The sequence below is a fragment of the Roseinatronobacter alkalisoli genome (assembly GCF_028745735.1).
Taxonomy (GTDB): Bacteria; Pseudomonadota; Alphaproteobacteria; order Rhodobacterales; family Rhodobacteraceae; genus Roseinatronobacter; species Roseinatronobacter alkalisoli.
Window position 1 is genome coordinate 164,958 of the sequence record NZ_JAQZSM010000004.1, and the last position, 22,985, is coordinate 187,942.

Annotated in this window: 20 protein-coding genes; 15 read left to right on the top strand and 5 right to left on the bottom strand. The window is 60.9% G+C overall.

All coding sequences use genetic code 11. From position 1 onward, the window contains the following. From motA to PUT78_RS06555, 4 genes are all read right to left on the bottom strand, one after another. Nucleotides 1-870: a flagellar motor stator protein MotA gene (motA, locus tag PUT78_RS06540; protein WP_274351434.1), complete on the bottom strand. Its 870-nt coding sequence runs from the start codon at nt 868-870 to the stop codon at nt 1-3. A 100-nt stretch (nt 871-970) separates the two neighbouring features. Further along, nucleotides 971-1,561, bottom strand: a complete 591-nt coding sequence (locus PUT78_RS06545; protein WP_274351435.1) for a MotE family protein — start codon at nt 1,559-1,561, stop codon at nt 971-973. After that, nucleotides 1,558-1,989 carry a hypothetical protein gene (locus PUT78_RS06550; RefSeq protein ID WP_274351436.1) on the bottom strand — a complete coding sequence of 144 codons (432 nt, stop codon included), beginning with the start codon at nt 1,987-1,989 and terminating at the stop codon, nt 1,558-1,560. Before PUT78_RS06550 ends, PUT78_RS06545 begins: the two co-directional genes overlap by 4 nt. Nucleotides 1,990-1,999: 10 nt before the next feature. Next, the gene (locus PUT78_RS06555) at nt 2,000-2,485 is read right to left on the bottom strand and encodes a flagellar basal body-associated FliL family protein (RefSeq protein ID WP_274351437.1); all 486 of its coding nucleotides are present in this window, start codon (nt 2,483-2,485) and stop codon (nt 2,000-2,002) included. Nucleotides 2,486-2,606: 121 nt separating this feature from the next. On the opposite strand from PUT78_RS06555, the gene fliF reads away from it, so the two are divergent. The 9 genes from fliF (at nt 2,607) to PUT78_RS06600 (ending at nt 13,820) form a co-directional block, all read left to right on the top strand. After that, on the top strand, nt 2,607-4,208 hold the full coding sequence (gene fliF / locus PUT78_RS06560) for a flagellar basal-body MS-ring/collar protein FliF (RefSeq protein ID WP_274351438.1): 1,602 nt from the start codon (nt 2,607-2,609) through the stop codon (nt 4,206-4,208). Continuing rightward, nucleotides 4,209-4,799, top strand: a complete 591-nt coding sequence (locus PUT78_RS06565) for a FliH/SctL family protein (protein WP_274351439.1) — start codon at nt 4,209-4,211, stop codon at nt 4,797-4,799. A gap of 2 nt (nt 4,800-4,801) precedes the next feature. After that, on the top strand, nt 4,802-5,074 hold the full coding sequence (locus tag PUT78_RS06570; RefSeq protein ID WP_274351440.1) for a FliM/FliN family flagellar motor switch protein: 273 nt from the start codon (nt 4,802-4,804) through the stop codon (nt 5,072-5,074). Between the two features lie 4 nt (nt 5,075-5,078). After that, nucleotides 5,079-5,816, top strand: coding sequence for a flagellar type III secretion system pore protein FliP (gene fliP, locus PUT78_RS06575; protein ID WP_274351441.1), 738 nt, complete (start codon nt 5,079-5,081; stop codon nt 5,814-5,816). Between the two features lie 78 nt (nt 5,817-5,894). Then, nucleotides 5,895-6,992, top strand: a complete 1,098-nt coding sequence (ychF, locus tag PUT78_RS06580; RefSeq protein WP_274351442.1) for a redox-regulated ATPase YchF — start codon at nt 5,895-5,897, stop codon at nt 6,990-6,992. 69 nt (nt 6,993-7,061) lie between these two features. Beyond that, nucleotides 7,062-8,909, top strand: a complete 1,848-nt coding sequence (locus PUT78_RS06585; protein WP_274351443.1) for a sensor histidine kinase — start codon at nt 7,062-7,064, stop codon at nt 8,907-8,909. Next, a complete protein-coding gene (locus PUT78_RS06590) occupies nt 8,906-10,282 on the top strand; it encodes a sigma-54-dependent transcriptional regulator (protein ID WP_274351444.1) in 1,377 nt (458 codons plus the stop codon). The genes PUT78_RS06585 and PUT78_RS06590 overlap by 4 nt, the downstream gene beginning before the upstream one ends. A gap of 198 nt (nt 10,283-10,480) precedes the next feature. Beyond that, entirely contained in the window at nt 10,481-11,455 is a 975-nt protein-coding gene (locus tag PUT78_RS06595) for a TAXI family TRAP transporter solute-binding subunit (RefSeq protein ID WP_274351445.1), read from the top strand. Nucleotides 11,456-11,606: 151 nt separating this feature from the next. Then, nucleotides 11,607-13,820, top strand: coding sequence for a TRAP transporter permease (locus PUT78_RS06600; protein WP_274351446.1), 2,214 nt, complete (start codon nt 11,607-11,609; stop codon nt 13,818-13,820). A gap of 384 nt (nt 13,821-14,204) precedes the next feature. On the opposite strand, the gene PUT78_RS06605 is transcribed toward PUT78_RS06600, so the two are convergent. Beyond that, nucleotides 14,205-15,758, bottom strand: a complete 1,554-nt coding sequence (locus PUT78_RS06605) for a trimethylamine methyltransferase family protein (RefSeq protein WP_274351447.1) — start codon at nt 15,756-15,758, stop codon at nt 14,205-14,207. A gap of 365 nt (nt 15,759-16,123) precedes the next feature. On the opposite strand from PUT78_RS06605, the gene nadA reads away from it, so the two are divergent. From nadA to PUT78_RS06635, 6 genes are all read left to right on the top strand, one after another. Beyond that, nucleotides 16,124-17,173 (top strand): quinolinate synthase NadA, encoded by a 1,050-nt coding sequence (gene nadA / locus PUT78_RS06610; protein ID WP_274351448.1) that lies wholly within the window; start codon nt 16,124-16,126, stop codon nt 17,171-17,173. Nucleotides 17,174-17,177: 4 nt separating this feature from the next. Further along, a complete protein-coding gene (locus tag PUT78_RS06615; RefSeq protein ID WP_274351449.1) occupies nt 17,178-18,740 on the top strand; it encodes an L-aspartate oxidase in 1,563 nt (520 codons plus the stop codon). After that, nucleotides 18,737-19,588 carry a carboxylating nicotinate-nucleotide diphosphorylase gene (gene nadC / locus PUT78_RS06620; RefSeq protein ID WP_274351450.1) on the top strand — a complete coding sequence of 284 codons (852 nt, stop codon included), beginning with the start codon at nt 18,737-18,739 and terminating at the stop codon, nt 19,586-19,588. Before PUT78_RS06615 ends, nadC begins: the two co-directional genes overlap by 4 nt. Nucleotides 19,589-19,744: 156 nt before the next feature. Further along, nucleotides 19,745-20,413 carry a DUF1007 family protein gene (locus PUT78_RS06625; protein ID WP_274351451.1) on the top strand — a complete coding sequence of 223 codons (669 nt, stop codon included), beginning with the start codon at nt 19,745-19,747 and terminating at the stop codon, nt 20,411-20,413. Further along, a complete protein-coding gene (locus PUT78_RS06630; protein ID WP_274351452.1) occupies nt 20,395-21,324 on the top strand; it encodes a nickel/cobalt transporter in 930 nt (309 codons plus the stop codon). Before PUT78_RS06625 ends, PUT78_RS06630 begins: the two co-directional genes overlap by 19 nt. 43 nt (nt 21,325-21,367) lie before the next feature. After that, a complete protein-coding gene (locus tag PUT78_RS06635; RefSeq protein WP_274351453.1) occupies nt 21,368-22,750 on the top strand; it encodes an MATE family efflux transporter in 1,383 nt (460 codons plus the stop codon). The last annotated feature ends 235 nt before the right edge of the window (nt 22,751-22,985 follow it).

Consider the following 22,985-nt stretch of genomic DNA (forward strand, 5'->3'; position numbering starts at 1 on the left):
TCAGGCCGCATTTTTCTTGAGATCGCGCATGGCATTTTCGAGTTCGTTGAAACCCGGTCGCTGGTGGTGGGGTGTGTTCTGGCGCCCGACCTCAATGCAGATATTGGCCGGATGGGAATGCAGGTTTGCAATCAGGACTTCGCGGATCAACTGGAGGAAATGGTCGTCTTCCTCGACAATATCGCGCATGCGCGCCGCGATCGGACCAACGAAACCATATGCCATGAAAACACCCAGAAATGTGCCGGTAAGTGCGCCGCCAATCATTTTTCCGAGTATTTCAGGGGGTTCCGCAATTGCACCCATGGTCTTGATAATGCCCAGCACCGCCGCAACGATTCCCAGTGCAGGTAGCGCGTCTGCCACGATCTGCACGGCATGGCTTGTGTGGAGTGCGTGATGTTTATGCGCTTCCAGCCGTTTATCCAGGACTTCCTCGACCTGATGCGGATCGTCATAATTCATCGAGGCCGCGCGCAACGTATCGCAGATCAGGTCCACAACGTCATGATCTGCCTGAATTTTCGGGTATTTTGAGAAGATGGCCGACTCAGTCGGTGCCTCGATCTGTTCTTCGATGGCGACCGGGTTCTGGCGCGACAGCCAGATCAGTTCGAACAGCAGGCACAGAAGATCACGGTAGTCATCCGGCAGCCATTTCGGCCCCTTGAACACGCGCGATATATCCCGCCCGGTGCTTCTGAGGGTGCCACTGTTATTGCCAAGAATGAATGCACCTGCCGCTGCGCCGCCGATGATCATCAGTTCGAAGGGCAATGCCTTCAGAATAATGCCCATCGTTCCGCCCGCCGCAAGATAGCCGCCGAAAACCATGACGAAGATGATGACGATGCCGAAGATTGCGATCACGATAAGCCTCTGACTTTGGGGTGCGAGTGCTGGCCCGCCCCATGATTATCGCGCAACTTTGTTAAGAAGGCGCTTCGCGTTTGCATGAAATCCTGTCGCGTTATTCCCTGGGCGTGTTGGCATTGCGCCCCGCCATGACGGCGCTGATCGCATAGGCCGTCACCGGATCAAGCGCCGCCATGACGGCACCGGCAAAATCCGGACGCAGCCTTGCAAAAAAACCGGCGGCGAACTGAACATCCATCTGGCTGAACAATTCCGCGGCCTGCTGGGGTTTCATATGTTCATATACAGTGGTCAGGCGCGCGACATCGTCTTCTGCGGAGGATTCGGTCAGCGCCACGGTTTGTAGCAGGCGCTGTTCCGCAAGGGCGAGCTGTTCGATCTGCTGGCGGATTTCTGCTTCTGCCTGCTGCAAATCCTGCGCGCGTTGTGTCAGGTTGTCTTCCATCTGCTGCAAGCGGGCTTCGCGCGCCCGCAGGCTTTGAAACAGATCGCCCGGGTCGGCAGGATTCACCTGCGCAGCAGTGGTTGTTTCTGCGGCTATGGGAGTGTTTTCCGCAGCAATGACTTCGGCGACCCCCAGACCCAGACGGGACATCCCGGCGAGGAAAAACATCCCCGCAAGCACCAGCAACGCGGATGACGCCCCGCGCCTGCCAGGTGTTTTGGCTTTGGCGGTGTGTTTCATTTGCGCTGCCCCGCTGTTTCACGTTGTCGCAAAATACGCGGTTTGTTGCCCCTGCCATGCGCCAGAGGCGTGAAGGTAATGTCGCCCTCGCTGCTGGTTTCGTCCTTTGCGGAAATGTCTGCATCCGCCATGTTGCGTGCGCCCGGCGGTCTTGGTTTCGCGGCTGCGAGCAGCAGTTCAAGGTTGCGCGTCGCGGTCTGCGCGCGCGCAATTGTCAGGTTGAGGTTGCTTTCCGCCCTGGTGCTGGATTGCGACGCGGTGTCCAACGCCTGTGTCAGTGCGTCCACCTGTTGTGACAGGATCGCAATAGCGGAGCCCACATCCCCGTCAAGCCGGGTCAGCGCTCGCAATCTGCGCGATAGCAGCATGCAATAGGCCGCGGCCAGCAGGGCACCGAGCGCAAATGCGATATCAACAAGAAATGCCATGATAAACCCCCTAGCTAAGTACAAATTCCGTGATCAGGAAATCGCGGATATGCCCCTGACCCGCGACAGTTTGTAACCGCCGCAGGATCTGGGCGCGCAGCCGGATCAGGGATGCGGGTTCCGCCAGATCCCTGGGGTCCACCGCGCGAAGATACATGTTGATGACGTCGATAAAGCGCGGTTGCAGGCGTTCCAGTTCCACGCGCGATGCAGCCGCCACCTCCAGCTGGCCGGAGAACAGCAGATGGCGTGAACCGGAACCGGGCGCCAGACTTACGGTGATTCGCTCAACCGGAATGAAAGCAAAATCCTGCGCATGTGGCGCGAGCCTGCCGGTAGAGTCCGGCGGGGCGAGTATCAGGCCCGAATAGACCGCGTAAAAACCCCCGCCGCCCAACAGGGTCGCACCCAGAATGCCCATCAATACCGGCAGAATGCGCGCCTTCCTGCGGGGGGCGACCCCGGTGTCGGGTGGTGTGTCAGTGGCTGCGTTCATCGGTCTGTTCCTGAAAAGCGAATTTTCTTTGGTATGCCACAAGGTCACTAACCGATTGTTAAGCGAGAGCGGCGAAACTGCGATCAGTTCAAGGGCAGAAGCCCGCACAAGGAGATTCGCAGTGCAGAAGATTCAGCCGCTCTGGGCCGCACTGGACACTAGCAGACGGGTCATGCTTATCGGGGCCGTCATTCTGATGTTCGCCGCGGTCATGGGGCTGGCCCGGCTGGCGTCCAGTCCCGGAATGTCATTGCTATATGCCGGACTGGAAGATTCCGCCGCAGGCGAGGTTCTTCAGACGCTCGATGCCAGGGGCATACGCTATGATGTGCGCGGGGACGCAGTATTCGTGCCGTCGGCGCAGCGCGATGAAACCCGTCTGATGCTGGCCGCAGCCGGTCTGCCCGCGAATTCACATTCGGGTTATGAACTGCTTGATTCGCTGTCGGGTTTCGGCACCACATCGCAGATGTTCGACGCGGCCTATTGGCGTGCGCGTGAAGGGGAACTTGCGCGCACCATCACGGCCAGCCCGCATATCCGTTCGGCGCGGGTCCATATATCGCAGGGGTCGAGCACGGCGTTCCGGCGCGAGATATCGCCCGGTGCATCGGTCACGGTCAGCACGACATCGGGTATGCTGAACCCCGCGCAGGCACGCGCGATCCGCTATCTTGTCGCCTCGGCCATCGCAGGCATGCAGCCGGAGGGCGTGTCGGTCATCGATGGCACCGGGGGCCTTGTCTATGGTCCCGAAACCGAGGCGCTGGCCAATGGCACGGCCAGCGACCGCGAAGCAGATATCCGCCGCCGGGTCGAACGCCTGCTGGAAGCGCATGTCGGTCACGGGCGCGCGGTGGTCGAACTCAGCATGGAAACCGTAACTGACCGTGAGACGATACAGGAACGACTGGTCGACCCCGATACCCGCGTGGCCATCAGCACCGAAACCGAAGAAAGCGAGAGTAACAGCACTGATTCGCGCGGGCAGGGGGTGACAGTTGCCAGCAATCTGCCAGACGGGGATGCCGCCGGGGCGGATGGCAGCGCGCAGAACCGTGAAAGTCAGAACCGCCAGCGAACCAATTTCGATATGTCGGAAACGAGGCGCGAAATCGAACGTCTGCCCGGCGCGATCCGGCGGTTGACGGTCGCGGTGCTGATTGACGGCATCTATGACACTGGCGCTGATGGTACGGTAACATGGCGACCGCGCAATGCCGAGGAACTGGAAAGCCTGCATGAGCTTGTCGCCTCTGCTGTGGGCTATGACGAAACCCGCGGAGATGTGATCACGCTGCGCTCCTTGCCGTTCGAGCCCGTTGCCGCGCTGGGAACCGAGGCGGGTTCCGGTCTTCTGTCGGCGTCTGGACTGGATATCATGACGCTGCTGCAATGGGTTTTCGCCCTTCTGGCGTTGGTGTTTCTGGCCGTGTTCGTGCTGCGCCCCATCCTGCGGGCCGCCATGCAGCAGAACACTGGGCAGGGGCTTGACCGGCTGGAAAATACCTTGCCGGCCGGTCTGCCGGAGGATGACGGGTTTCCTGACATGGCAAGCCCGCTGGCGCTGGATTTTTCCAGCATTGGCGGCGGTGGCGGGCCCGGTCAGCATGATGATCCGGTCGCCCGGTTGCGCCAGCTGATTGCGGAGCGTCAGCAGGAATCTGTCGAAGTCCTGCGCCACTGGATGGACGATGCGAACACCCCTTCGAAAGGCACTTAGATGCGAAATGCGATGCTGAAGCTGGAGGTGTTCGAGACATCTTCGCCGGATGCGGAACCCGTGCTGAACGCGGCCGCCGCCGAGGAATTGCGCGAAACCGCCTATGAGCAGGGCTATGGCGCGGGCTGGCAGGACGCGCTGGAGCAGATTCGCGATGAAGATACCCAGCGCCGGAACGCGGCACTGGAGGCACTTCAGGCGATAAGCTTCACCTATAATGAAGCGCATTCAACGCTGGAACAGTCCTTCCTGACACTGACACAGGCCGTGCTGGAAAGGCTGGTGCCGGAAGCGCTGCGGCTGTCGTTGCCGGGGTTGGTTCTGGACAGCATGCAGCAGATGATCACCCGCGACACCCGCACCGCGCTTCAGATCCTCTGCGCCCCCGGCATGCGTGCAGTGCTGGAGGATGTGACCACGGCAGTCCCCGGTCTGGAAGCCGAAATTCTGGAAGAGCCAAGCTACAGCGAGGCCCAGATATCCCTGCGTGTGCAGGACTATCAACGCAACATTGATCTGGACGCGATTCTGGCACAGCTCCATGCAGCTTTTGACCAGCAGGTCACCGCCAGAGAACAGAAAGAGGCATGACCATGGAAGACCGAGATATGAACACCGCCATACTGGAACAGGTGCCGGTGGAAATTGCCGTATCCGTCGGGCGCGCAAGGCCCATGGTGCGTGAACTGATGCGGCTGGACCGTGATTCCGTGTTGCCGCTGAACCGCCGGATTGAAGATCCGGTTGAATTGTTCATCGGTGACAAACTGATTGCGCGCGGCGTGCTTGAAGAGATGGAGGGCGAGAACGCGGGCTTTCTGGGCGTGCGCCTGACGGAGATTATCGACCTGAAAGCGGCGCTGTAGGGATATGTGGTTCAGGGGAATTCTTCCGCTTATCCTTCTTGCCGCAGGGCTTGCGTTGCCGGGCGCAGGCGCCTCCGCGCAGGAGGTGACGTTCAGCTTCGGCGATGACGGGTCATTGGCAGTGCGCAGTGTGCAGCTGATCGTGGTACTGACATTGCTGAGTCTGGTGCCCGGCATTCTGGTGATGGTTACATGTTTTCCGTTCATCGTGACGGTGCTGGCGATATTGCGGCAGGCTTTGGGGTTGATGCAGTCGCCGCCCAATATGCTGATTGTGTCGCTGGCGCTGTTTCTGACCTATTTCGTGATGGAGCCGGTGTTCCTTGCCGCCTGGCAGGGGGGGATTGTGCCGCTGAATGATGGCGAGATCGGGCTGGAGGATGCTTTCCTGCGCGTCGCGGACCCGTTTCGCCGGTTCATGGCGGCGCGGGTGGATGGCGCGACCTTTGACAGTCTGGTCAGTCTGCGCCCGGCAATGGATGGCGCGCTGTCCCCGGATGCGCCGCTGTCCGTGCTGGTGCCTGCCTTCATGCTTAGTGAGGTGGCGCGCGCCTTTCAGATCGGTTTCCTGATCTTCCTGCCGTTTCTGATCATTGATCTGGTTGTGGCCGCGGTCCTGATGTCGATGGGGATGATGATGGTGCCGCCCGCCATTGTGTCCCTGCCGTTCAAGTTGTCGTTTTTTGTCATCGCGGATGGCTGGCGTCTGGTCTCGGAGGCATTGGTGCGAAGTTACATGTAAATCCGGGCGGATGCCCTTGCCACATCTGCGGCCAAACCCTAAAAGCGGCCCTTGCGAATGCCAGTCAGGGGAATGGTGATGGGTTTCAAAATGGGAATCGTGGGTTTGCCGAATGTGGGCAAATCGACATTGTTTAACGCATTGACGAAAACCGCTGCTGCACAGGCCGCGAATTTCCCGTTCTGCACCATCGAACCGAATGTCGGTGACGTGGCTGTACCGGATGCGCGGCTGCAGAAACTGGCTGACATTGCCGGATCGCGAGAGGTAATCCCGACGCGCATGAGCTTTGTCGATATTGCCGGACTGGTGCGCGGTGCGTCCAAGGGCGAGGGTCTGGGCAACCAGTTTCTGGCCAATATCCGCGAAGTGGATGCCATTGCCCATGTGCTGCGCTGTTTCGAGGATGACGATGTCACCCATGTCGAGGGCAGGATTGACCCTGCGGCCGACGCGGAAACCATTGAAACGGAACTGATGATCGCGGATATGGATTCCATTGAGCGGCGTCTGGCGAACCTGTCGCGGAAGTTGCGCGGCGGTGACAAGGAAGCGGTTGAACAGGACGCGCTGCTGCGCCGGGCGCTGGTCGCACTGGAAGCGGGCAAACCCGCCCGCACAGTTGAAATCAGCGCGGAAGAAACCCGGAACTGGCGGATGTTGCAGTTGCTGACGGCCAAACCGGTGCTGTTTGTGTGCAATGTCGAGGAATCATCCGCCGGGACGGGAAACAGCCTTTCTGCCAAAGTTGCAGCAATGGCCGAAGCGCAGGGCGCCGCCCATGTCGTCATTTCCGCGCGTATTGAGGAAGAAATCAGCCAGCTTGATGCCGATGAAGCCGCCATGTTCCTGTCGGAAATGGGCCTGGAGGAAGCGGGCCTCGACCGGCTTATCCGTGCGGGCTATCAGTTGCTGGGCCTGCAGACATATTTCACTGTCGGCCCGAAGGAAGCGCGCGCCTGGACCATTCCGGTGGGCACCCTTGCGCCACAGGCCGCAGGTGTCATCCATGGCGATTTTGAACGCGGATTCATCCGCGCCGAAACTGTGGGCTATGACGATTACATCACCCATGCCGGCGAAGCGGGTGCCAAGGATGCCGGTAAATTCCGTGTCGAAGGGAAATCATACGAGGTCAGGGACGGTGATGTGCTGCATTTCCTGTTCAACGCCTGATTGCCCTGTTTGACATTGCTGTGGGCATGCGCTTGTGTGTGATACAGGCGTTTTGTCACAGGTAAGCCCATGCAACGGACCCGCCCATTCCCCCTGGTATTCGGCGCGATTGCGGCGTTATGTGTCGTGGGGGCGCTGGGCTGGTTTGCCTGGCAGCGCGCAACGGTCTATTATTTCACCGAATTGCATGACCGTGGGCAGAACACGCTGAATCTGGCGGAAGCGTCACTGCGCGGGCAATTGTCGCGTTTTGAGCGACTGCCGCAGCTTCTGGCGGATCAGCGCGTCATCCGGTCGCTGATACTTGCCCCGCGCGACCCGGATCTGGTGATGGCGGCCAATATCTATCTGCGCGACACCGCCGAAATGCTGGGCGCATCCGATATCTATGTCATGTATCGTGACGGGGTGACGCTGGCGGCCAGCAATTTTGATCAGGCCCATAGCTTTGTCGGCGGCAATTTCGCGTTTCGTCCGTATTTCTATGACGCATTGGGGCAAAAAGGGGCAGGGCGGTTCTATGCGCTGGGCACCACGTCCAACAAGCGGGGCTATTATTTCGGTGCACCCATCGATGTTGCGGGCCAGCGCCATGGTGTGATGGTCATCAAGATTGATGTGGACGGAATTGAACAAGCCTGGGCCTCTGATGAGATGCGCATCATCGTGACCGACCCTGAAAATATTGTGTTCCTGTCGAACCGGCCTGACTGGCTTTTCCGGTCCTTCGGGCCGATGACGCCAGCGCGCCTTGCGCGAACAGAACAGACGCGGCGTTATGCAAATGCCCGTATCGGCCAGATCGACTATGCCCGCGAAACTGATGCGAACGGGTTCGACCTGTTGCGCACTGCGGCTGATGACGGGGCAACGCTGGAATATCTGGTCGCGCGCGCGCCGATGCCGGATGCGGACTGGACAGTGCAGGTGTTGCTGAATGCCCGCCCCGCGCGGGTTCAGGTTGCCAGCGCGGTCGCACTTGGCGGGCTGGCGTTGGTTCTGCTGATGCTGACGGGTCTTATTCTGTGGCAACGGCGCCGGCAACTGGCGGAACGGCTGGCCGTGCAACAGGCGGCGCGCGATGAGTTGGAACTGCGCGTCGGGGAACGCACATCGCAACTGGCGGCGGCCAACGCGGCCCTGCGTGATGAGGTTGGTGAACGCCGCGCCACCGAGGACCGCCTGCGACAAACCCAGTCGGAACTGGTGCAGGCGGGCAAACTGGCCGCCCTTGGCCAGATGTCGGCAGCGCTGAGCCATGAATTCAACCAGCCGCTGGCGGCGGCGCGCAACTATGCCGAAAATGCGCAGCTGTTGCTTGATCGCGGGCGCAGCGCGGATGCGCATGACAATATTACCCGCATTCTGGGCATGATTGACCGCATGGGCCGCATCAGCCGCCATTTGCGCAATTTTGCCCGCAAGCCGCACCAGCAGATGCGGCCGGTTGATCTGGGCAGTGTTATTGCGGATGCGCAGGAATTGCTGGGCTGGCAACTGGACCGGTCCGGGGTGGTGCTGAATGTCGACCTTGGGTCTGACCCGCTGGTGGTGACGGCGGGTGCCGTGCGGTTGCAGCAGGTGCTTGTAAATCTGCTGGCCAATGCCATTGACGCGGTTGACGGGAATGAGACCAAGCAACTGGATCTTGTCGCGGGCCGGGTTGGCGACATGATAGAGTTACGCTTGCGCGACAATGGCCCCGGTATTGCGGAATCGGTTCAGGCGCGGATCTTTGACCCGTTCTTTTCGACCAAGGAGGTCGGTAAGGGGCTGGGGCTTGGCCTGTCGATTTCCTATAATATCATCCGGGATTTCGATGGGCGGATTTCGGTGCGCAACCATCCTGAGGGTGGCGCGGAATTCACCCTGCGCCTGCATGCCGCACAACCCCGTTCTGCCGAGGCTGCGGAATGACACCGCCTGTTGTCCTGCTTGTCGATGATGACGAGGATCTGCGCAATTCGACCACGCAGGCGCTGGATCTGGCGGGCCTGCAGGTGGACGGGTTTTCACGCGCAGAACAGGCGCTGGACCGTATTACCGCAGGGTTCAGCGGGGTGGTTATCAGCGACATCCGCATGCCCGGTCTGGACGGGCTGACCCTGATGAACCGTATTCATGAAATTGATCATGATGTGCCGGTCATCCTGATTACCGGGCATGGGGATGTGCCGCTTGCCGTGCGCGCCATGCGCGAAGGCGCACATGATTTCATTGAAAAGCCGTTTTCGGGCGCGCAGCTTGCATCAATCGCTGTACGGGCATTGGAATTCCGCCAGCTGGTGCTTGAAAACCGGCGGTTGCGGGCTGCCGCCGGGCAGGCTGATGATCTGGAAACGCGGCTTGTGGGTCGGTCGGAGCGCATGATTGCGCTGCGCCGCCAGATCCGCACGATCGGCCCGTCAGATGCGGATGTCCTGATTGTGGGGGACACGGGCACGGGCAAGGAAATTGTGGCGCGCGCCCTGCATGACCTGTCGCCGCGCGCTGCGCGCCCCTTCATTGCGATAACCTGTAGCGCACTGCCTGAAACGCTGATCGAATCCGAATTGTTCGGGCATGAGGCAGGGGCATTCCCCGGTGCGATCCGCGCAAGGATGGGTAAGTTCGACCATGCGCGCGGTGGCACCATCCTGCTTGATGATATCGGCGCAATGCCACTGGATGTGCAGGGCAAGCTGCTGCGCGTGATCGAAGACAGGCTCATCTCGCCGCTTGGGTCGAATGCGCAGCATCCGCTTGATGCCCGTTTCATTGCCACAAGTCGCGTGGAACTGGTCCGCGAAGTGGCCGCAGGCCGCTTCCGCGAGGATTTGCTGTACCGGCTGAACGTGGTCAGCCTGCGTGTGCCGCCGCTTTCAGAACGGCTGGAAGATATACCCCAGCTTTTCACCCGCCTGCTGACCGACGCCTGCCTGCGCCACCGGTTGCCCGCGCGCATGGCCAGCCCCGCCTTTCTGGCTGAATTGTCGCGCAATGACTGGCCGGGGAATGTACGCGAATTGCGCAATGCAGCAGAACGTTTCGCCCTGGGAGTACAAAAGACTGATGCGCCATCCGCAAGCCATGACACATCCGGCAAGCTGGCGGATATGATGGCCGTGCATGAACGCAAACTGCTGGTCGACGCGCTGATCCGCCATCAGGGGGCGTTGCGGCCGGTCTATGAAACGCTGGGGCTGTCGCGCAAGGCCCTCTATGACAAGCTGGTCCGGCACGGTATCGACAAGGGGCATTTCCTGCCCGCCGGACCGGATGCAGCCGATACGCCGCATGAAGATGTGTAGAAAACGACACGTCGATTTGCCTGCATGTGTAGATTTCTACACATAGGTGCAAATTGCGTGGAAAAAACTGCGATCTGCCGGTCTGCGTGCTTGAATTCGCCGCTGGAACCGTCTGCTGTGCAGCTAGTGCCTGCGACACCGAGTGAGGGGTGGAGCAAGTGCAATGCAAAATACGCAAAACCAAAGGGGAGGTTCCCAATGCGTTATACCAATTTCGCGGCTCTGGCCGCTGCTTCGATCATGGCTGTCTCAGCTGCGTCAGCACAGGATCGTGACGGCTGGCCATCTGAGCTGACCGTCGGCACCGCCAGCCAGGGTGGCGTTTATTTCGTTTACGGCAATGGTCTGGCCGGGTTTCTGGCCGAAGAACTGGGGCTGAACGCTTCGGGCGAAGTGACCGGCGGTCCCGTGCAGAACGTGACGCTTGTGCAGATGGGTGACCATGATATCGGTCTGGTGACCATGGGTCCGGCATTCGAAGCATGGACAGGCGTTTCGGAACTGGCACCGGGGCTGGAACACAGCGAAATCCGCGCCCTGTTCCCGATGTATGAAACCCCGTTCCAGGGTGTTGCGCTGCGCAGCTCTGGCATTTCATCGGTCAGTGATTTCGATGGCAAGCGGATTGGCGTCGGCCCTGCAGGTGGTACGCCCGGCACCTATTGGCCGCGCTTCATGGATACGCTGGGCGTAAATGTCACCGTGTCGAATGCTGGCGCTGCCGATACTGCGGGCCAGCTGAAGGATGGTCTGGTTGATGCGTTTGTCTTTGCGGCTGGCCTGCCGATCGGTGCCTTCTCGCAGCTTGCTGCGGAATCGGATGTCGTGATGTTCGGCTTCACCGAAGAAGAACTGGCCACCATCACCGAAGCGCATCCTGAAGTGTCGCCCTTCACCATTCCGGCGGGCACCTATACCACGCAGGACGAAGACCAGCATTCGGTCGCGATGTGGAACTTTGCCATTGCGCATGCCGACATGCCCGAAAGCTTGGCCTATGAAATCACCAAACTGGTGATGGAAAACAACGACCGCATGCTGCAAATTCACGCCGCAGCGGCCGCGACCCTGCCAGAGAATGTCGGCAACAACTCGTTCCTGCCATTCCACCCCGGCGCAGTGCGGTATTTCGAGGAAATGGGGATCGAAATCCCTGATGACCTGAAGGGCTGATCTTGCGATCTGACTTGTGATCCAGGGTCAGAGCGTGCCGCGCTCTGACCCGTTTTGGGAACCGCGTCCTTATGCGGTTTTGACATTTGCGGTGCGTATTCACGCCCCTTGATGGCCCAGTCATCGCAGCAATTCCGGATTTGGGGGAAGCATGTCTCAAACTGCCGCGCAGGACGCGCAAACAGAAGCCGATAACATTGCCAAAGGCGTTGACAATGAAATCGTCACCGGAAACCAACGTGTTTTTGCCGGTGTGGTCGGAATTGTTGTCACAACTTTATGTATTCTCTACACGGTGTTCCATGTTGGTGCGATGAATGGTCTGCATGACCGCATCACCGATTTTCTGGGCCTCGCGTCGATTGACCTGACAGAACCCTGGCGCTACCGCCTGATCCATGTCGCCGGTGGTCTGGCACTTGGGTTCATCCTGTTTTCGGCGCGTGCCTTGCATGATGAAAGCACGGATGCACCGCTGTCAATTGCCGAAAAGGGCCTGCTGGCCGCTGGTGGCGCGCTGATCCTGCTGGCGCTTGGTCAGGTGTCGGTCATGTTGCTGACAGGCGATAGGGTGACCACTGGTGCGCCTGCTGGCAAATATATCATGACCTTTGGGTATCCGCTGATCGGGGGCACCGTTCTGGTGCTGCTGGCAAGCTGGATTCAACCCATCCGCAACCGCACGAACCTGTCGGTGGCAGATACGCTGCTTGCCGTCGCGGCCATTGTCGTCGGTATCTATATCATTGGCCATGCCGATTTGCTGCGCACCCGCGCGCAGGTCTTCCCGCATGCCAATGACATGTGGGCATCTATCGCGGGGATCATCCTGATCCTTGAATTGACGCGGCGTCTGGCGGGGCTGGCGCTGGTTATCATTGTTGGTGTGTTTCTGGCCTATGGGTTTGTCGGGCCGTGGTTGCCGGGTGTTCTGAACCATCGCGGTTATGCGCCTGCGCGCTTCTTTGGCTTCATTTATACCGATAATGGTATTCTTGGGCCGACAACCGCAATTTCATCCACCTATATCATTTTGTTCATCACCTTCGCCGCGTTCCTTCAGGCCAGCCGCGTGGGCGAGTATTTCGTGAATTTCGCCTTTGCGGCGGCAGGTGGCACGCGCGGGGGGCCCGCCAAGGTGGCGGTGTTCGCATCCGGCCTGATGGGCATGATCAATGGCACATCGGCAGGGAATGTTGTGTCCACCGGCTCACTGACCATCCCGCTGATGAAGAAGGTCGGATACCGCCCCCAGACCGCCGCCAGTGTCGAGGCGGCGGCCAGTTCCGGCGGACAGATCCTGCCGCCCATCATGGGCGCGGGCGCCTTCATCATGGCAGAGATTACGGGCATCGCTTACCGTGACATCGTGATTGCCGCGATCATTCCGGCGATCCTGTATTTCACATCCGTCTATTTTATGGTCGACAAGGAAGCACTGAAAAAGGGCATGAAGGGCCTGCCGCGCGATATGCTGCCGCGTTTTGACGTGCTGGCGCGGCGGGTGTTCCTGTTCATCCCCATCATCATCCTGATCGGTGCGCTGTTCATGGGGTATTCGGTCATCCGTGCAGGCACCCTTGCGATGGCGTCGGCGGCAGTGGTCAGCTGGTTCACGCCGCACAAGATGCTGGTGAAGGAAATCCTTTATGCGTTCGAGATTGCCGCGCGCATGTCGCTGCAACTGGTGGCGGTCTGTGCGGCAGCAGGGATTATCGTTGGTGTTATCGCCCTGACAGGTGTGGGCACGCGGTTTTCGTCCATGCTGCTGGGCCTTGCGGGGCAAAGCCAGCTTCTGGCGCTGGTTTTTGCGATGCTGGTGGCGATCATCCTTGGCATGGGCATGCCGACAACGGCGGCCTATGCGGTGGCAGCGGCGGTTATCGCGCCGGGGCTGATCCGCATGGGGATTGAACCTCTGACGGCGCATTTCTTCATCTTCTACTATGCGGTGATGTCGGCCATCACCCCGCCGGTTGCGCTTGCGGCCTACGCGGGGGCTGCGATTGCGCAGTCAGATCCGATGCGCACATCGGTTGAAAGTTTCAAGATTGGTCTGGCCGCGTTTATCGTGCCCTTCATCTTCTTCTTCAACGATGGCCTGCTGATGCAGGGGGACTGGTTCAACATCATCCATGTGTTCTTTACCGCGCTGTTGGGTATCTATCTTCTGGCATCTGCGGTGCAGGGGTGGCTGTTCGGCGACATTGGCTGGCCGCTGCGCCTTGTCGTGGGCGCGGCTGCGATTGCGATGATTTCGGGCGGGTGGATTTCAGATGCGCTCGGCCTTGGTGTGGCGGCGCTGGTGTTCTTTATCCAGCGCGGGTTGATCACACCCAAAAACGTGGTCAAAGGCCACGACTGACCCTGACAGGGGGTAACGGTGCGAAGGGCCGCGTCATGCATGTGACGCGGCCCTTTTTCATGGTTGTGTTGCTGCGATGTGTTGTTGTCGCCGGATAGAGACGGGGCAGGGGCAATTGGCCTGAAGGGGACGTTCGCGCTTGGATCAAGCCCGCGCTATCGGTGGGCCGGGGTCTGCCGGTCCGGCGTATGAGGAGTTCACTTTATGCAGGCTCCATATTCCGGCTTTCAAGGTTTGAATCAGCATCAGCCAAACCGGCAGGCCGCGGGACGGCCCACCGGTAGCGCGGCGGCCTGCGGCCTTTGCTCCGCGCTTCTGACACTCCCAAATGTCCTCAACAGCCCAATACCGGACACGCCCCTTGCATGTCCGGCTTGTTCAGCCCTACCCGAATGCGTCGGGTTCGGATGCCTTGCGCTGGTCGATGAATGCCTGAATCGCTTCTGCGATGGCGGGGTCAAGGGCGGGCTGCTGATAATCGCCCAGCATTTTTGCGACCCGCGCGCTGGCCAGCGCCTGCGTGTCGCGCGCACCTTCTTCGTCCCATGTCTCGAAGGGTTTGTAATCCAGCAGATCGGACCGCCAGAACGCGGATTTGAAATTGTCCTGCGTATGGCTGCATCCCAGAAAATGCCCGCCCGGCCCGACTTCGCGCAGGGCATTCATGGCCTGACCGTTTTCGGACATGTCGATCCCGCGTGCCAGATGGTGCAGCGCACCAAGCTGGTCGGCATCCATGACGAATTTCTCATAGGATGCAACCAGCCCGCCTTCCAGCCAGCCACAGGAATGCAGCATGAAGTTCACGCCCGCCAGCAATGCCATGTTCAGGCTGTTGGCGGTTTCATATGCAGCCTGCGCATCTGGCAGTTTGGACCCGCAGAATGACCCGCCGGACCGGTAAGGCAGCCCCATTCGCCGCGCCAGTTGCCCCGCGCCATAAGTGATCAGCGCTGCTTCGGGTGTCCCGAAGGTGGGTGCGCCGGAATTCATGTCGATGGATGTCACGAACGCGCCGAATATGACCGGCGCACCGGGGCGGACCAGCTGGCTATAGGCAACGCCCGCCATCACCTCTGCCAGAACCTGGGTCAATGTGCCAGCCACAGTGGTCGGTGCCATAGCACCCCCAACAATGAAGGGCGAGATGATGCAGGCCTGATTTGCCCGCGCATAGATTTCCAGCGCGCCCATCATCACGGAATCAAATGTCAGCGGGCTGTTGATATTGATCAGCGAGGTCATGACCGTGTTCTGGTCCACGAAATCCGAGCCGAACAGCAGTTTTGCCATTTCAACGGAATCGGCTGCGCGCACAGGTTCCGTGACCGACCCCATGAAGGGCTTGTCGGAATACAGCATATGCGCCTGCAACATATCCAGATGGCGCTTGTTCACGGCAATATCAGTGGGTTCGCAGACAGTGCCGCCGGAATGGTGCAGCCATTTCGACATATAGCCCAGCTTCACGAAATTGCGGAAATCTTCCATCGTGGCATAGCGGCGGCCACTCTGGGCATCGCGCACGAAAGGCGGGCCATAGACCGGGGCCAGCACCAGATTGCGCCCGCCGATTTCGACATTGCGTTCAGGGTTGCGCGCATGCTGGGTGAAGCCCGAAGGGGCAGTTGCACAAAGCTGCCGGGCCAGCCCGCGCGGAATGCGCACCCGCTCGCCGGTGATTTCGGCCCCTGCAGCACGCCAGCGGTCCAGCGCTTCAGGGTTGTCCACGAAATTGACACCGATTTCGGCCAGAACGGTTTCGGCATTGGTTTCGATGATGGACAGCGCTTCTTCGTTCAGCACGTCCAGATTGGGGATATTGCGGCTGATATAGCGCGCGGTTTCCACGCTGACCGCGCTGCGTGCTGCGCGTCGTGCAGCGCCGCCACCCCCGCGTCCACGCCGCCCTGCTGCCTGTTCTGCTGCTTCTGTCATCGGTCCGGCACCCCATAGCCATATGTGATTGCCGCGCAACGCGGGCATACCGGCGGCGCGCGACGCTTTTTCCTGTTACCTTGATACTGCCCTTCGTGGCCCGTCAATCGCCGGTTTGCGGCGCAATAGGGTGCAAAGCGACATCGCATTGCGGCGCTTGGCTGGACAGCGCGAATGCAAAGGGTTAAGTGCGGCATAAGACCTTGGGTCAAAGGCAACAGGAGGAATTGCCACCCCCCCGATGCTGCGGGTCAACCCGTGCAGATTCCGGCCTTGCTGGCTTGATTTGCCTTGATCTGCATCGTTTTCTCACCATATCAAACCTTCTCGCCCGAAAGGGCGCCGATTGTCACCGGAGCCTTGCCATGCTGGATATGCCTGCCATCCGCCAGGACTTAAACGCCCTATATGATCTGGCGCCAAACCCCGAACTGGCGGCCAGTATGGGGGCGGAATATGCACGCATGTCGCGGGTGGTCTCGCCTGTGGACTGGGCCATTCATGCACCCTATGTCGCCGCGATCAACACCCTGAAAAAGCAGCGTAATGCCACCATTCTGGCGCATAATTACATGACGCCGGAAATCTTTCACGGGATTGCCGATGTGGTGGGCGACAGCCTGCAACTGGCGATCGAGGCCACGCGCACGAAGGCCGATGTGATCGTGCAATGTGGTGTGCATTTCATGGCCGAAACATCCAAGATCCTGAACCCCGCGAAAATGGTGCTGATGCCCGATATGGGCGCGGGCTGTTCGCTGGCCGACAGCATTACCGCCGAAGGCGTTGCGCAGATGCGCGCGCGTTATCCCGGCGCGCCGGTTGTGACCTATGTCAACACCACTGCCGAAGTGAAGGCCGCATCCGACATATGTTGCACATCGTCCAATGCAGTGCAGATTATACGCGCGCTGGATGCTGATACCATCATCATGACGCCGGACAAATATCTGGCGCAGAATGTGGCCGCGCAGGTTCCGGAAAAACGCATCGTCTGGTGGGACGGGTCTTGCATCGTGCATGAACAATATACCGCGCGCGATATTCGCGAATTCCGCGACTGGAACCCCGGCACCCGCATTATCGCCCATCCCGAATGCCCCCCCGATGTGGTGGCAGAGGCCGATTTTTCCGGCTCCACCTCTGGCATTCTGGAGTATGTCAGCCGTGAACGCCCGGAACGCGCCATGCTGGTGACAGAATGTTCCATGGCGTCCAACATCTCGGATGCACACCCGGAAGTGGAATTCATCGGCCCGTGCAATATGTGCCCCTATATGAAGATGATCACGCTGGAAAAAGTGCTGTGGTCGCTGCACACCATGACCACCGCAGTAGAGGTTGACCCTGCAGTTGCCGACAAGGCGCGTCTGGCGGTGCAGCGCATGATCGACCTTTCCGCGAAAAAGGCCTGACCACGTGCTGCGCACCGACCGCGTGGTGATTGTTGGTGCGGGCCTTGGCGGGCTGTATGCGGCCCTGTCGCTGGCCCCGCATCCGGTTCTTGTCATCTCGCCCGAGGCATTGGGCGAAGGGGCATCCTCGGCATGGGCGCAGGGCGGGGTTGCCGCCGCGATGGCGGCCCATGACAGCCCCGAATCCCATGCCAGCGACACGCTTGCCGCAGGCGCGGGCACTGTTGATGCTGGCGTGGCCAATATGGTCACACAGGCCGCGCGCGACCATATTCTGGACCTGGCGGCGCGGGGCACCCCTTTTGATCGCGATGCGGACGGGCAGTTTCAGCTGAACCACGAAGCCGCGCATTCCACCGCACGGGTTGTGCGCGTCAAGGGCGATCAGGCCGGCAAGAAAATCATGGAAACATTGATTGCCACTGTGCGCGCCACCCCGTCTGTACAGGTGATGGAAGGAGTTGTCGCGCAGGCACTGGATGTCGAAGACGGGCGCGTGACGGGCATCTGGCTGGCGCGCGCTGCGGGCGGGTCACAGTCTGTGCGGCTGCATGCACCTGCGGTGTTGCTGGCCGGGGGCGGGTCAGGCGGGCTGTATGCGCTGACCACGAACCCGCCGCGCATTCGCGGGCAGGTGATGGGGCTTGCCGCGCGGGCCGGGGCCATGATGGCGGATATGGAATTCATCCAGTTCCACCCCACCGCAATGGATCTGGGTCTGGACCCGGCCCCCCTAGCAACCGAAGCGCTGCGCGGGGCAGGGGCCAGGCTGGTGAATGCGCAAGGCGTGTATTTCATGGATGGCCAGCACCCGCAGGCTGATCTGGCACCGCGCGATATTGTGGCGCGTGCGGTTTTCGCGCAGACGCAGCGCGGATTGCGACCCATGCTGGATATGCGTGCCGCTGCGGCTGGCGCCGATCTGGCCGCGCGGTTTCCTGCGGTTCATGATGCCTGCATGCGCGCCGGGCTGGACCCTGCGCAAGTGCCCGTGCCTGTGGCCGCTGCGGCGCATTACCATATGGGTGGGGTCGCAACTGACCGGATGGGGCGGTCCAGCCTGCCGGGGCTTTGGGTCTGTGGTGAAGCGGCATCCACAGGGCTGCACGGGGCGAACCGGCTGGCATCGAACGGTGTTCTGGAAGCGCTGGTCTTTGCGCGCGCGGCGGCGGCGGATATCGCGCTGACCCTGACCGGCCCTGCCGATACGCCGGTGGTCGCGCTGGATTTCCCCGCAGGCGGGGTGGCACTGGACGCGGATGGCGTGATGCAACTGCGCCGGACCATGAGTGCGCATGTCGGTGTCCGGCGCAGCGCGCAGGGGCTGGCACAGGCGCTGACGGTGCTGAATGATCTGGAAACCACCTATGCGGACAGTCCCGATTTCAGCAATATGTGCGCCACTGCAACCCTGATTGCTGCATCTGCCTATGCCCGGCGCGAAAGCCGTGGCGCGCATTGGCGTGATGATTTTCCGCAATCCGACGCCGCGCAGGCCATGCGCAGTTTCATGACATTGACCCAGGCGCATCAGGTGCGCGCCACTGCGATGACGGAGCATTCATGACCCATTCCCCGCCTTTGCCCGATCTGTTGCTGGAACCGCTGGTCCGCGCGGCCCTGATCGAAGATCTTGGCCCGAACGGCGATGTGACGACGCGCGCGGTCATTCCTGCGGACGCGCAGTATAAAGCGCGGCTGAATGCAAGGGATGCGGGGGTGGTGTCCGGCGTGCAACTGGCCTGTATCGCCTTCCGGCTGATGGACCCGGCGCTGAAGATCGGGATTTTGACCACGGATGGCACGCAGGTCGCAGCCGGTCAGACCATCATGACAATCGAGGGGTCTGCCGCGTCGATCCTGTCGGGGGAACGGGTGGCGCTGAATTTCGCAGGCCGACTGTCGGGCATTGCGACCCTGACTGCGGCATTCGTGGCGCAAACCGCAGGAACAAAAGCGCGCATCACCTGCACGCGCAAAACCACACCGGGGTTGCGCATGGTGGAAAAGCAGGCGGTGCTGCATGGCGGCGGCTCGGCGCATCGCTACGGGCTGTCCGATGCGATCCTGATCAAGGATAACCATATTGCCGCCGCAGGCGGGATTGCCCCTGTTCTGTGTGCAGCCCGCGCGCAGGCCAGCCATATGATGCGGATTGAAATTGAAGTGGATACGCTGGAGCAGTTGCAGGATGTGCTGGATACCGGCGGTGCCGATGTCGTGCTGCTCGACAACATGGATACTGAAACGCTGTCGCGCGCCGTATCGATGGCGGCGGGCAGGTTGGTGACAGAGGCTTCGGGTAATATGCGCCTGAACCGTATTGCGGAGGTGGCCGCAACCGGTGTTGATTATATTTCAGTGGGGGCACTGACGCATTCCGCGCAAGTGCTGGATCTGGGTCTGGATTTTTAGGCGGGACCATCCCGGCGGCAGCCTGCCCGTGCGGCGGCACGCCCCACCCGCCCACCCATGCGCGCCCCCGCACGGGCAGGCTGCCGCCGGAACACGGATGCGTGGGTTGAACCGATCAGCGGTGCAGGGTAATCAGCCTTCAGAAGGTGGCATGGGATGGCGGCAATAAAAACACAGGCGTTGGCGGCGGGGTTGATCCTTTGTGCCGGGGCACAAATGGTGCAGGCGCATCCGCATATTTTTGTGGATTCGGGGCTGGAAGTGCTGTTCGACGAAAACGGGCAGCCGGAAGCCCTGCGCATTTCATGGCGCTATGATCCGTTCTTTTCGATGCTTCTGGTCAGCGATATGGGGCTGGACCCTGATTTCAGCGGCACAGTCACAGAGGCGGAGCAGCCGCTTCTGGACGGTTTCGACATGCAGTGGATTGCAGGCTATCATGGCGACACTCATGTCACGCAGAACGGGCAGTCACTGGCGCTGAGCGGGCCGGTGGAATGGACATCGGAGTATCGCGACGGCCGGTTATATTCCTCGCATCTGCGTGAATTCGTCGAGACGCCGGACCCGGCTTTGGAATGGACCGTCTCTATCCATGATCCCAGCTATTACACCAGTTATACCATCAATGATGCGCCGCAGATCACGGGGCGCGATGATTGCCGCGCGCGCATTTTCGAGCCTGACTGGGACGCCGCAGGCGCGCAACTGGAGGCCGCGCTGGATGAAGTGCTGGGGGCCGGTGGCGACATCGAGGTCGAATTCCCACCCGTCGGTGCATTGTTTTCCGAGGAGGTCCGCATCACATGCGCACAGCCATCCTGAGTATTGCGGCCCTTGCTGCATTGGTGCTGCTGGTGTTGTGGGGCATGGGCGGTCTGGACGGGATGAGCGATTGGGCGCAGGCCGCACAGCGCCGGTTTCAGGCGCAGTTGGCGGATGGGTTACGCGCGCTGCATGCGGGCCAGCCCGGCGCGCTGTTGGCGCTATGGGGGATGTGTTTCGCCTATGGATTCGTGCATGCGGTCGGGCCGGGGCATGGGAAATTCCTGGTGGGGGCCTATGGTGCCGGTACGCAAGTACCGCTGCGGCGATTGATGGGGGTCAGTCTGGGGGCGTCGCTGGCGCAGGGGGCAAGTGCTGTCGCGCTGGTCTATGGTGGCGTGCTGATTTTCAACGCCACGCGCGCAGGCCTGCAACATACCGGCGATATCTGGCTGGACCGGGCCAGCCTTCTGGCGATTGCGGCTATCGGGTTGTGGCTGTTGTGGCGGGGCGCGCGCCGTCTGGTCGCGCAGCGGCATCTCCAGCCTGCACACGCCCATGACCACGCGCACAACCATGACCACATGCATAACCATGATGACGGGACCTGCGAAAGCTGTGGTCACCGCCACGGCCCGACCATGTCAGAGGTGGCGCAACTGCATGACTGGCGTGACACAGCTGCCCTGATCAGCGCGATTGCCATTCGGCCCTGCACAGGTGCATTGTTTCTGCTGATCCTGACATGGCGCATGGGGCTGGTCTGGCAGGGGATGGCAGGGGCAATGGTCATGGCCCTTGGCACGGCATCGGTGACAATGGCGGTTGCTGCACTGGCCGTCATGGCGCGCGAGGGCGCGCTGGGCTGGGCAAGCCGCATGGGGCGGCTGACGGGCTTGATGCCGCTGTTCGAGGTGGTGGCCGGGGTATTCATCGTCATTCTGGCCCTGAACATGTTAAAAACTTTCTGACCCCCCTTGCCGTGGGTGCTGAAGGGCGCGTAAAGCGTGAAACATGACAGCGCGGACGCACCCATTCGGAAAAGACCTGCGGGCAGTACTGGCCCTTGGGGTGCCGTTGGCAGGCAGCCATCTGGCGCAATTCCTGCTGGCGGTGACCGATACCATCATGCTGGGGTGGTATGGGGTGCTGGACCTTGCTGCCGGTGTCATCGGGGCGGCGCTGTTTTTCACGGTGTTCATTTTTGGCACGGGTTTTGCCAATGCTGTCATGCCCATGGTGGCGACGGCTGCGGCGTCTGATGACGATACCGAAGTGCGCCGCAGCACGCGCATGGGGCTTTGGCTGTCCATTGCATTTGGTATTGCGGTGTTGCCGTTCTTCTGGTTCTCGGGCACGTTTCTGACCCTTGCGCAGCAGCCCGCCGATGTGGTGCCGCTGGCAGAAGTCTATCTGCGCATCATCGGTCTGTCGCTGGTGCCAGGGCTGGCTGTCATGGTGTTGAAGAATTATCTGGCGGCGCTGGGGCGCACGCAGGTTGCGCTATGGCTGACACTGGGTGCTGTGGTACTGAATATCGGGCTGAACTGGATCCTGATTTTCGGCAATCTTGGTGCGCCGGAACTGGGGGTCCGGGGGGCGGCGCTGGCATCCATTGCGGTCCAGATCGCCACGGTTCTGGGACTGGCGCTTTATTGCGCGCTGCTGCCATCCTTGCGCCGCTATGCGCTGTTTCAGCGCTTCTGGCGGCCGGATTGGGCGGCGATGGGCCTGGTCTGGCGGTTGGGCTGGCCGATCGGGGTGGCGCTGGTTGCCGAAACCGCGCTGTTTTCTGCCGCTGCCATCATGGTGGGCTGGATTGGCACGCATGAACTGGCCGCGCATGGCATAGCGCTGGAAATCACGGCCTTGCTGTTCATGGTGCATCTGGGCTTTTCCAATGCGGCGACTGTACTTGTCGGGCGCGCGCGCGGGCGGCGCGACCAGCAGGCATTGCGCGGGAATGCGCGGGCGGCCACATTCCTGTCCATCAGTTTCGCGCTGGCGACGATGGTGGTTTATATCGTGTTCGGTCCGCAGCTTGTGGGGGTGTTTCTGTCCCCTGATGAACCCGCGCGCGATGTTATCATCACGATCGGCGCGTCATTTCTGGTGATTGCGGCTGTGTTTCAGCTGGCGGACGGGGCGCAGGTCATGGGGATGGGGCTGTTGCGCGGGGTGCAGGATACGCGCGTTCCGATGTGGATTGCCGCATTCAGCTATTGGGGGCTGGGTCTGCCTGTGGCCTATGTGTTCGGCATCCGGCTGGGCTGGGGCGGTGAAGGGGTCTGGGCTGGCCTTGCCGTGGGGCTGAGCGCTGCGGCGCTGGCGCTGATGTGGCGGTTCTGGCGCGGGCCGGGGCGCAGCGATGCGGCCCCCTGGGCACTGGCCAGATAGCGGTCGAGAAGGGCCTGAAGGGGACATTTGCACTCGGATCAAGCCCGCGCTATCGGTGGGCCGGGGACTGCCGATCCCACGTTCAAAGAATGCAGTTTATGCAGGCGGCATCCTTCTGAGCTCAAAGGACTGAACTGCCCTTGGATCATCGGCAGGCCGCGGGACGGCCCGCCGATGGCGCGGCGGCCTGCGGCCTTGATTCCGCGCCTTTGGGTGACTGCTTCAGGCCAAAACC

Bases quoted from the DNA above. Each gene is read 5' to 3' on its own strand.
- PUT78_RS06545 (WP_274351435.1), bottom strand. From the start codon at position 1,561: ATGAAACACACCGCCAAAGCCAAAACACCTGGCAGGCGCGGGGCGTCA.
- PUT78_RS06550 (WP_274351436.1), bottom strand. From the start codon at position 1,989: ATGGCATTTCTTGTTGATATCGCATTTGCGCTCGGTGCCCTGCTGGCC.
- PUT78_RS06555 (WP_274351437.1), bottom strand. From the start codon at position 2,485: ATGAACGCAGCCACTGACACACCACCCGACACCGGGGTCGCCCCCCGC.
- PUT78_RS06565 (WP_274351439.1), top strand. From the start codon at position 4,209: ATGCGAAATGCGATGCTGAAGCTGGAGGTGTTCGAGACATCTTCGCCG.
- PUT78_RS06570 (WP_274351440.1), top strand. From the start codon at position 4,802: ATGGAAGACCGAGATATGAACACCGCCATACTGGAACAGGTGCCGGTG.
- fliP (WP_274351441.1), top strand. From the start codon at position 5,079: ATGTGGTTCAGGGGAATTCTTCCGCTTATCCTTCTTGCCGCAGGGCTT.
- ychF (WP_274351442.1), top strand. From the start codon at position 5,895: ATGGGTTTCAAAATGGGAATCGTGGGTTTGCCGAATGTGGGCAAATCG.
- PUT78_RS06585 (WP_274351443.1), top strand. From the start codon at position 7,062: ATGCAACGGACCCGCCCATTCCCCCTGGTATTCGGCGCGATTGCGGCG.
- PUT78_RS06590 (WP_274351444.1), top strand. From the start codon at position 8,906: ATGACACCGCCTGTTGTCCTGCTTGTCGATGATGACGAGGATCTGCGC.
- PUT78_RS06595 (WP_274351445.1), top strand. From the start codon at position 10,481: ATGCGTTATACCAATTTCGCGGCTCTGGCCGCTGCTTCGATCATGGCT.
- PUT78_RS06600 (WP_274351446.1), top strand. From the start codon at position 11,607: ATGTCTCAAACTGCCGCGCAGGACGCGCAAACAGAAGCCGATAACATT.
- PUT78_RS06605 (WP_274351447.1), bottom strand. From the start codon at position 15,758: ATGACAGAAGCAGCAGAACAGGCAGCAGGGCGGCGTGGACGCGGGGGT.
- nadA (WP_274351448.1), top strand. From the start codon at position 16,124: ATGCTGGATATGCCTGCCATCCGCCAGGACTTAAACGCCCTATATGAT.
- nadC (WP_274351450.1), top strand. From the start codon at position 18,737: ATGACCCATTCCCCGCCTTTGCCCGATCTGTTGCTGGAACCGCTGGTC.
- PUT78_RS06625 (WP_274351451.1), top strand. From the start codon at position 19,745: ATGGCGGCAATAAAAACACAGGCGTTGGCGGCGGGGTTGATCCTTTGT.
- PUT78_RS06630 (WP_274351452.1), top strand. From the start codon at position 20,395: ATGCGCACAGCCATCCTGAGTATTGCGGCCCTTGCTGCATTGGTGCTG.
- PUT78_RS06635 (WP_274351453.1), top strand. From the start codon at position 21,368: ATGACAGCGCGGACGCACCCATTCGGAAAAGACCTGCGGGCAGTACTG.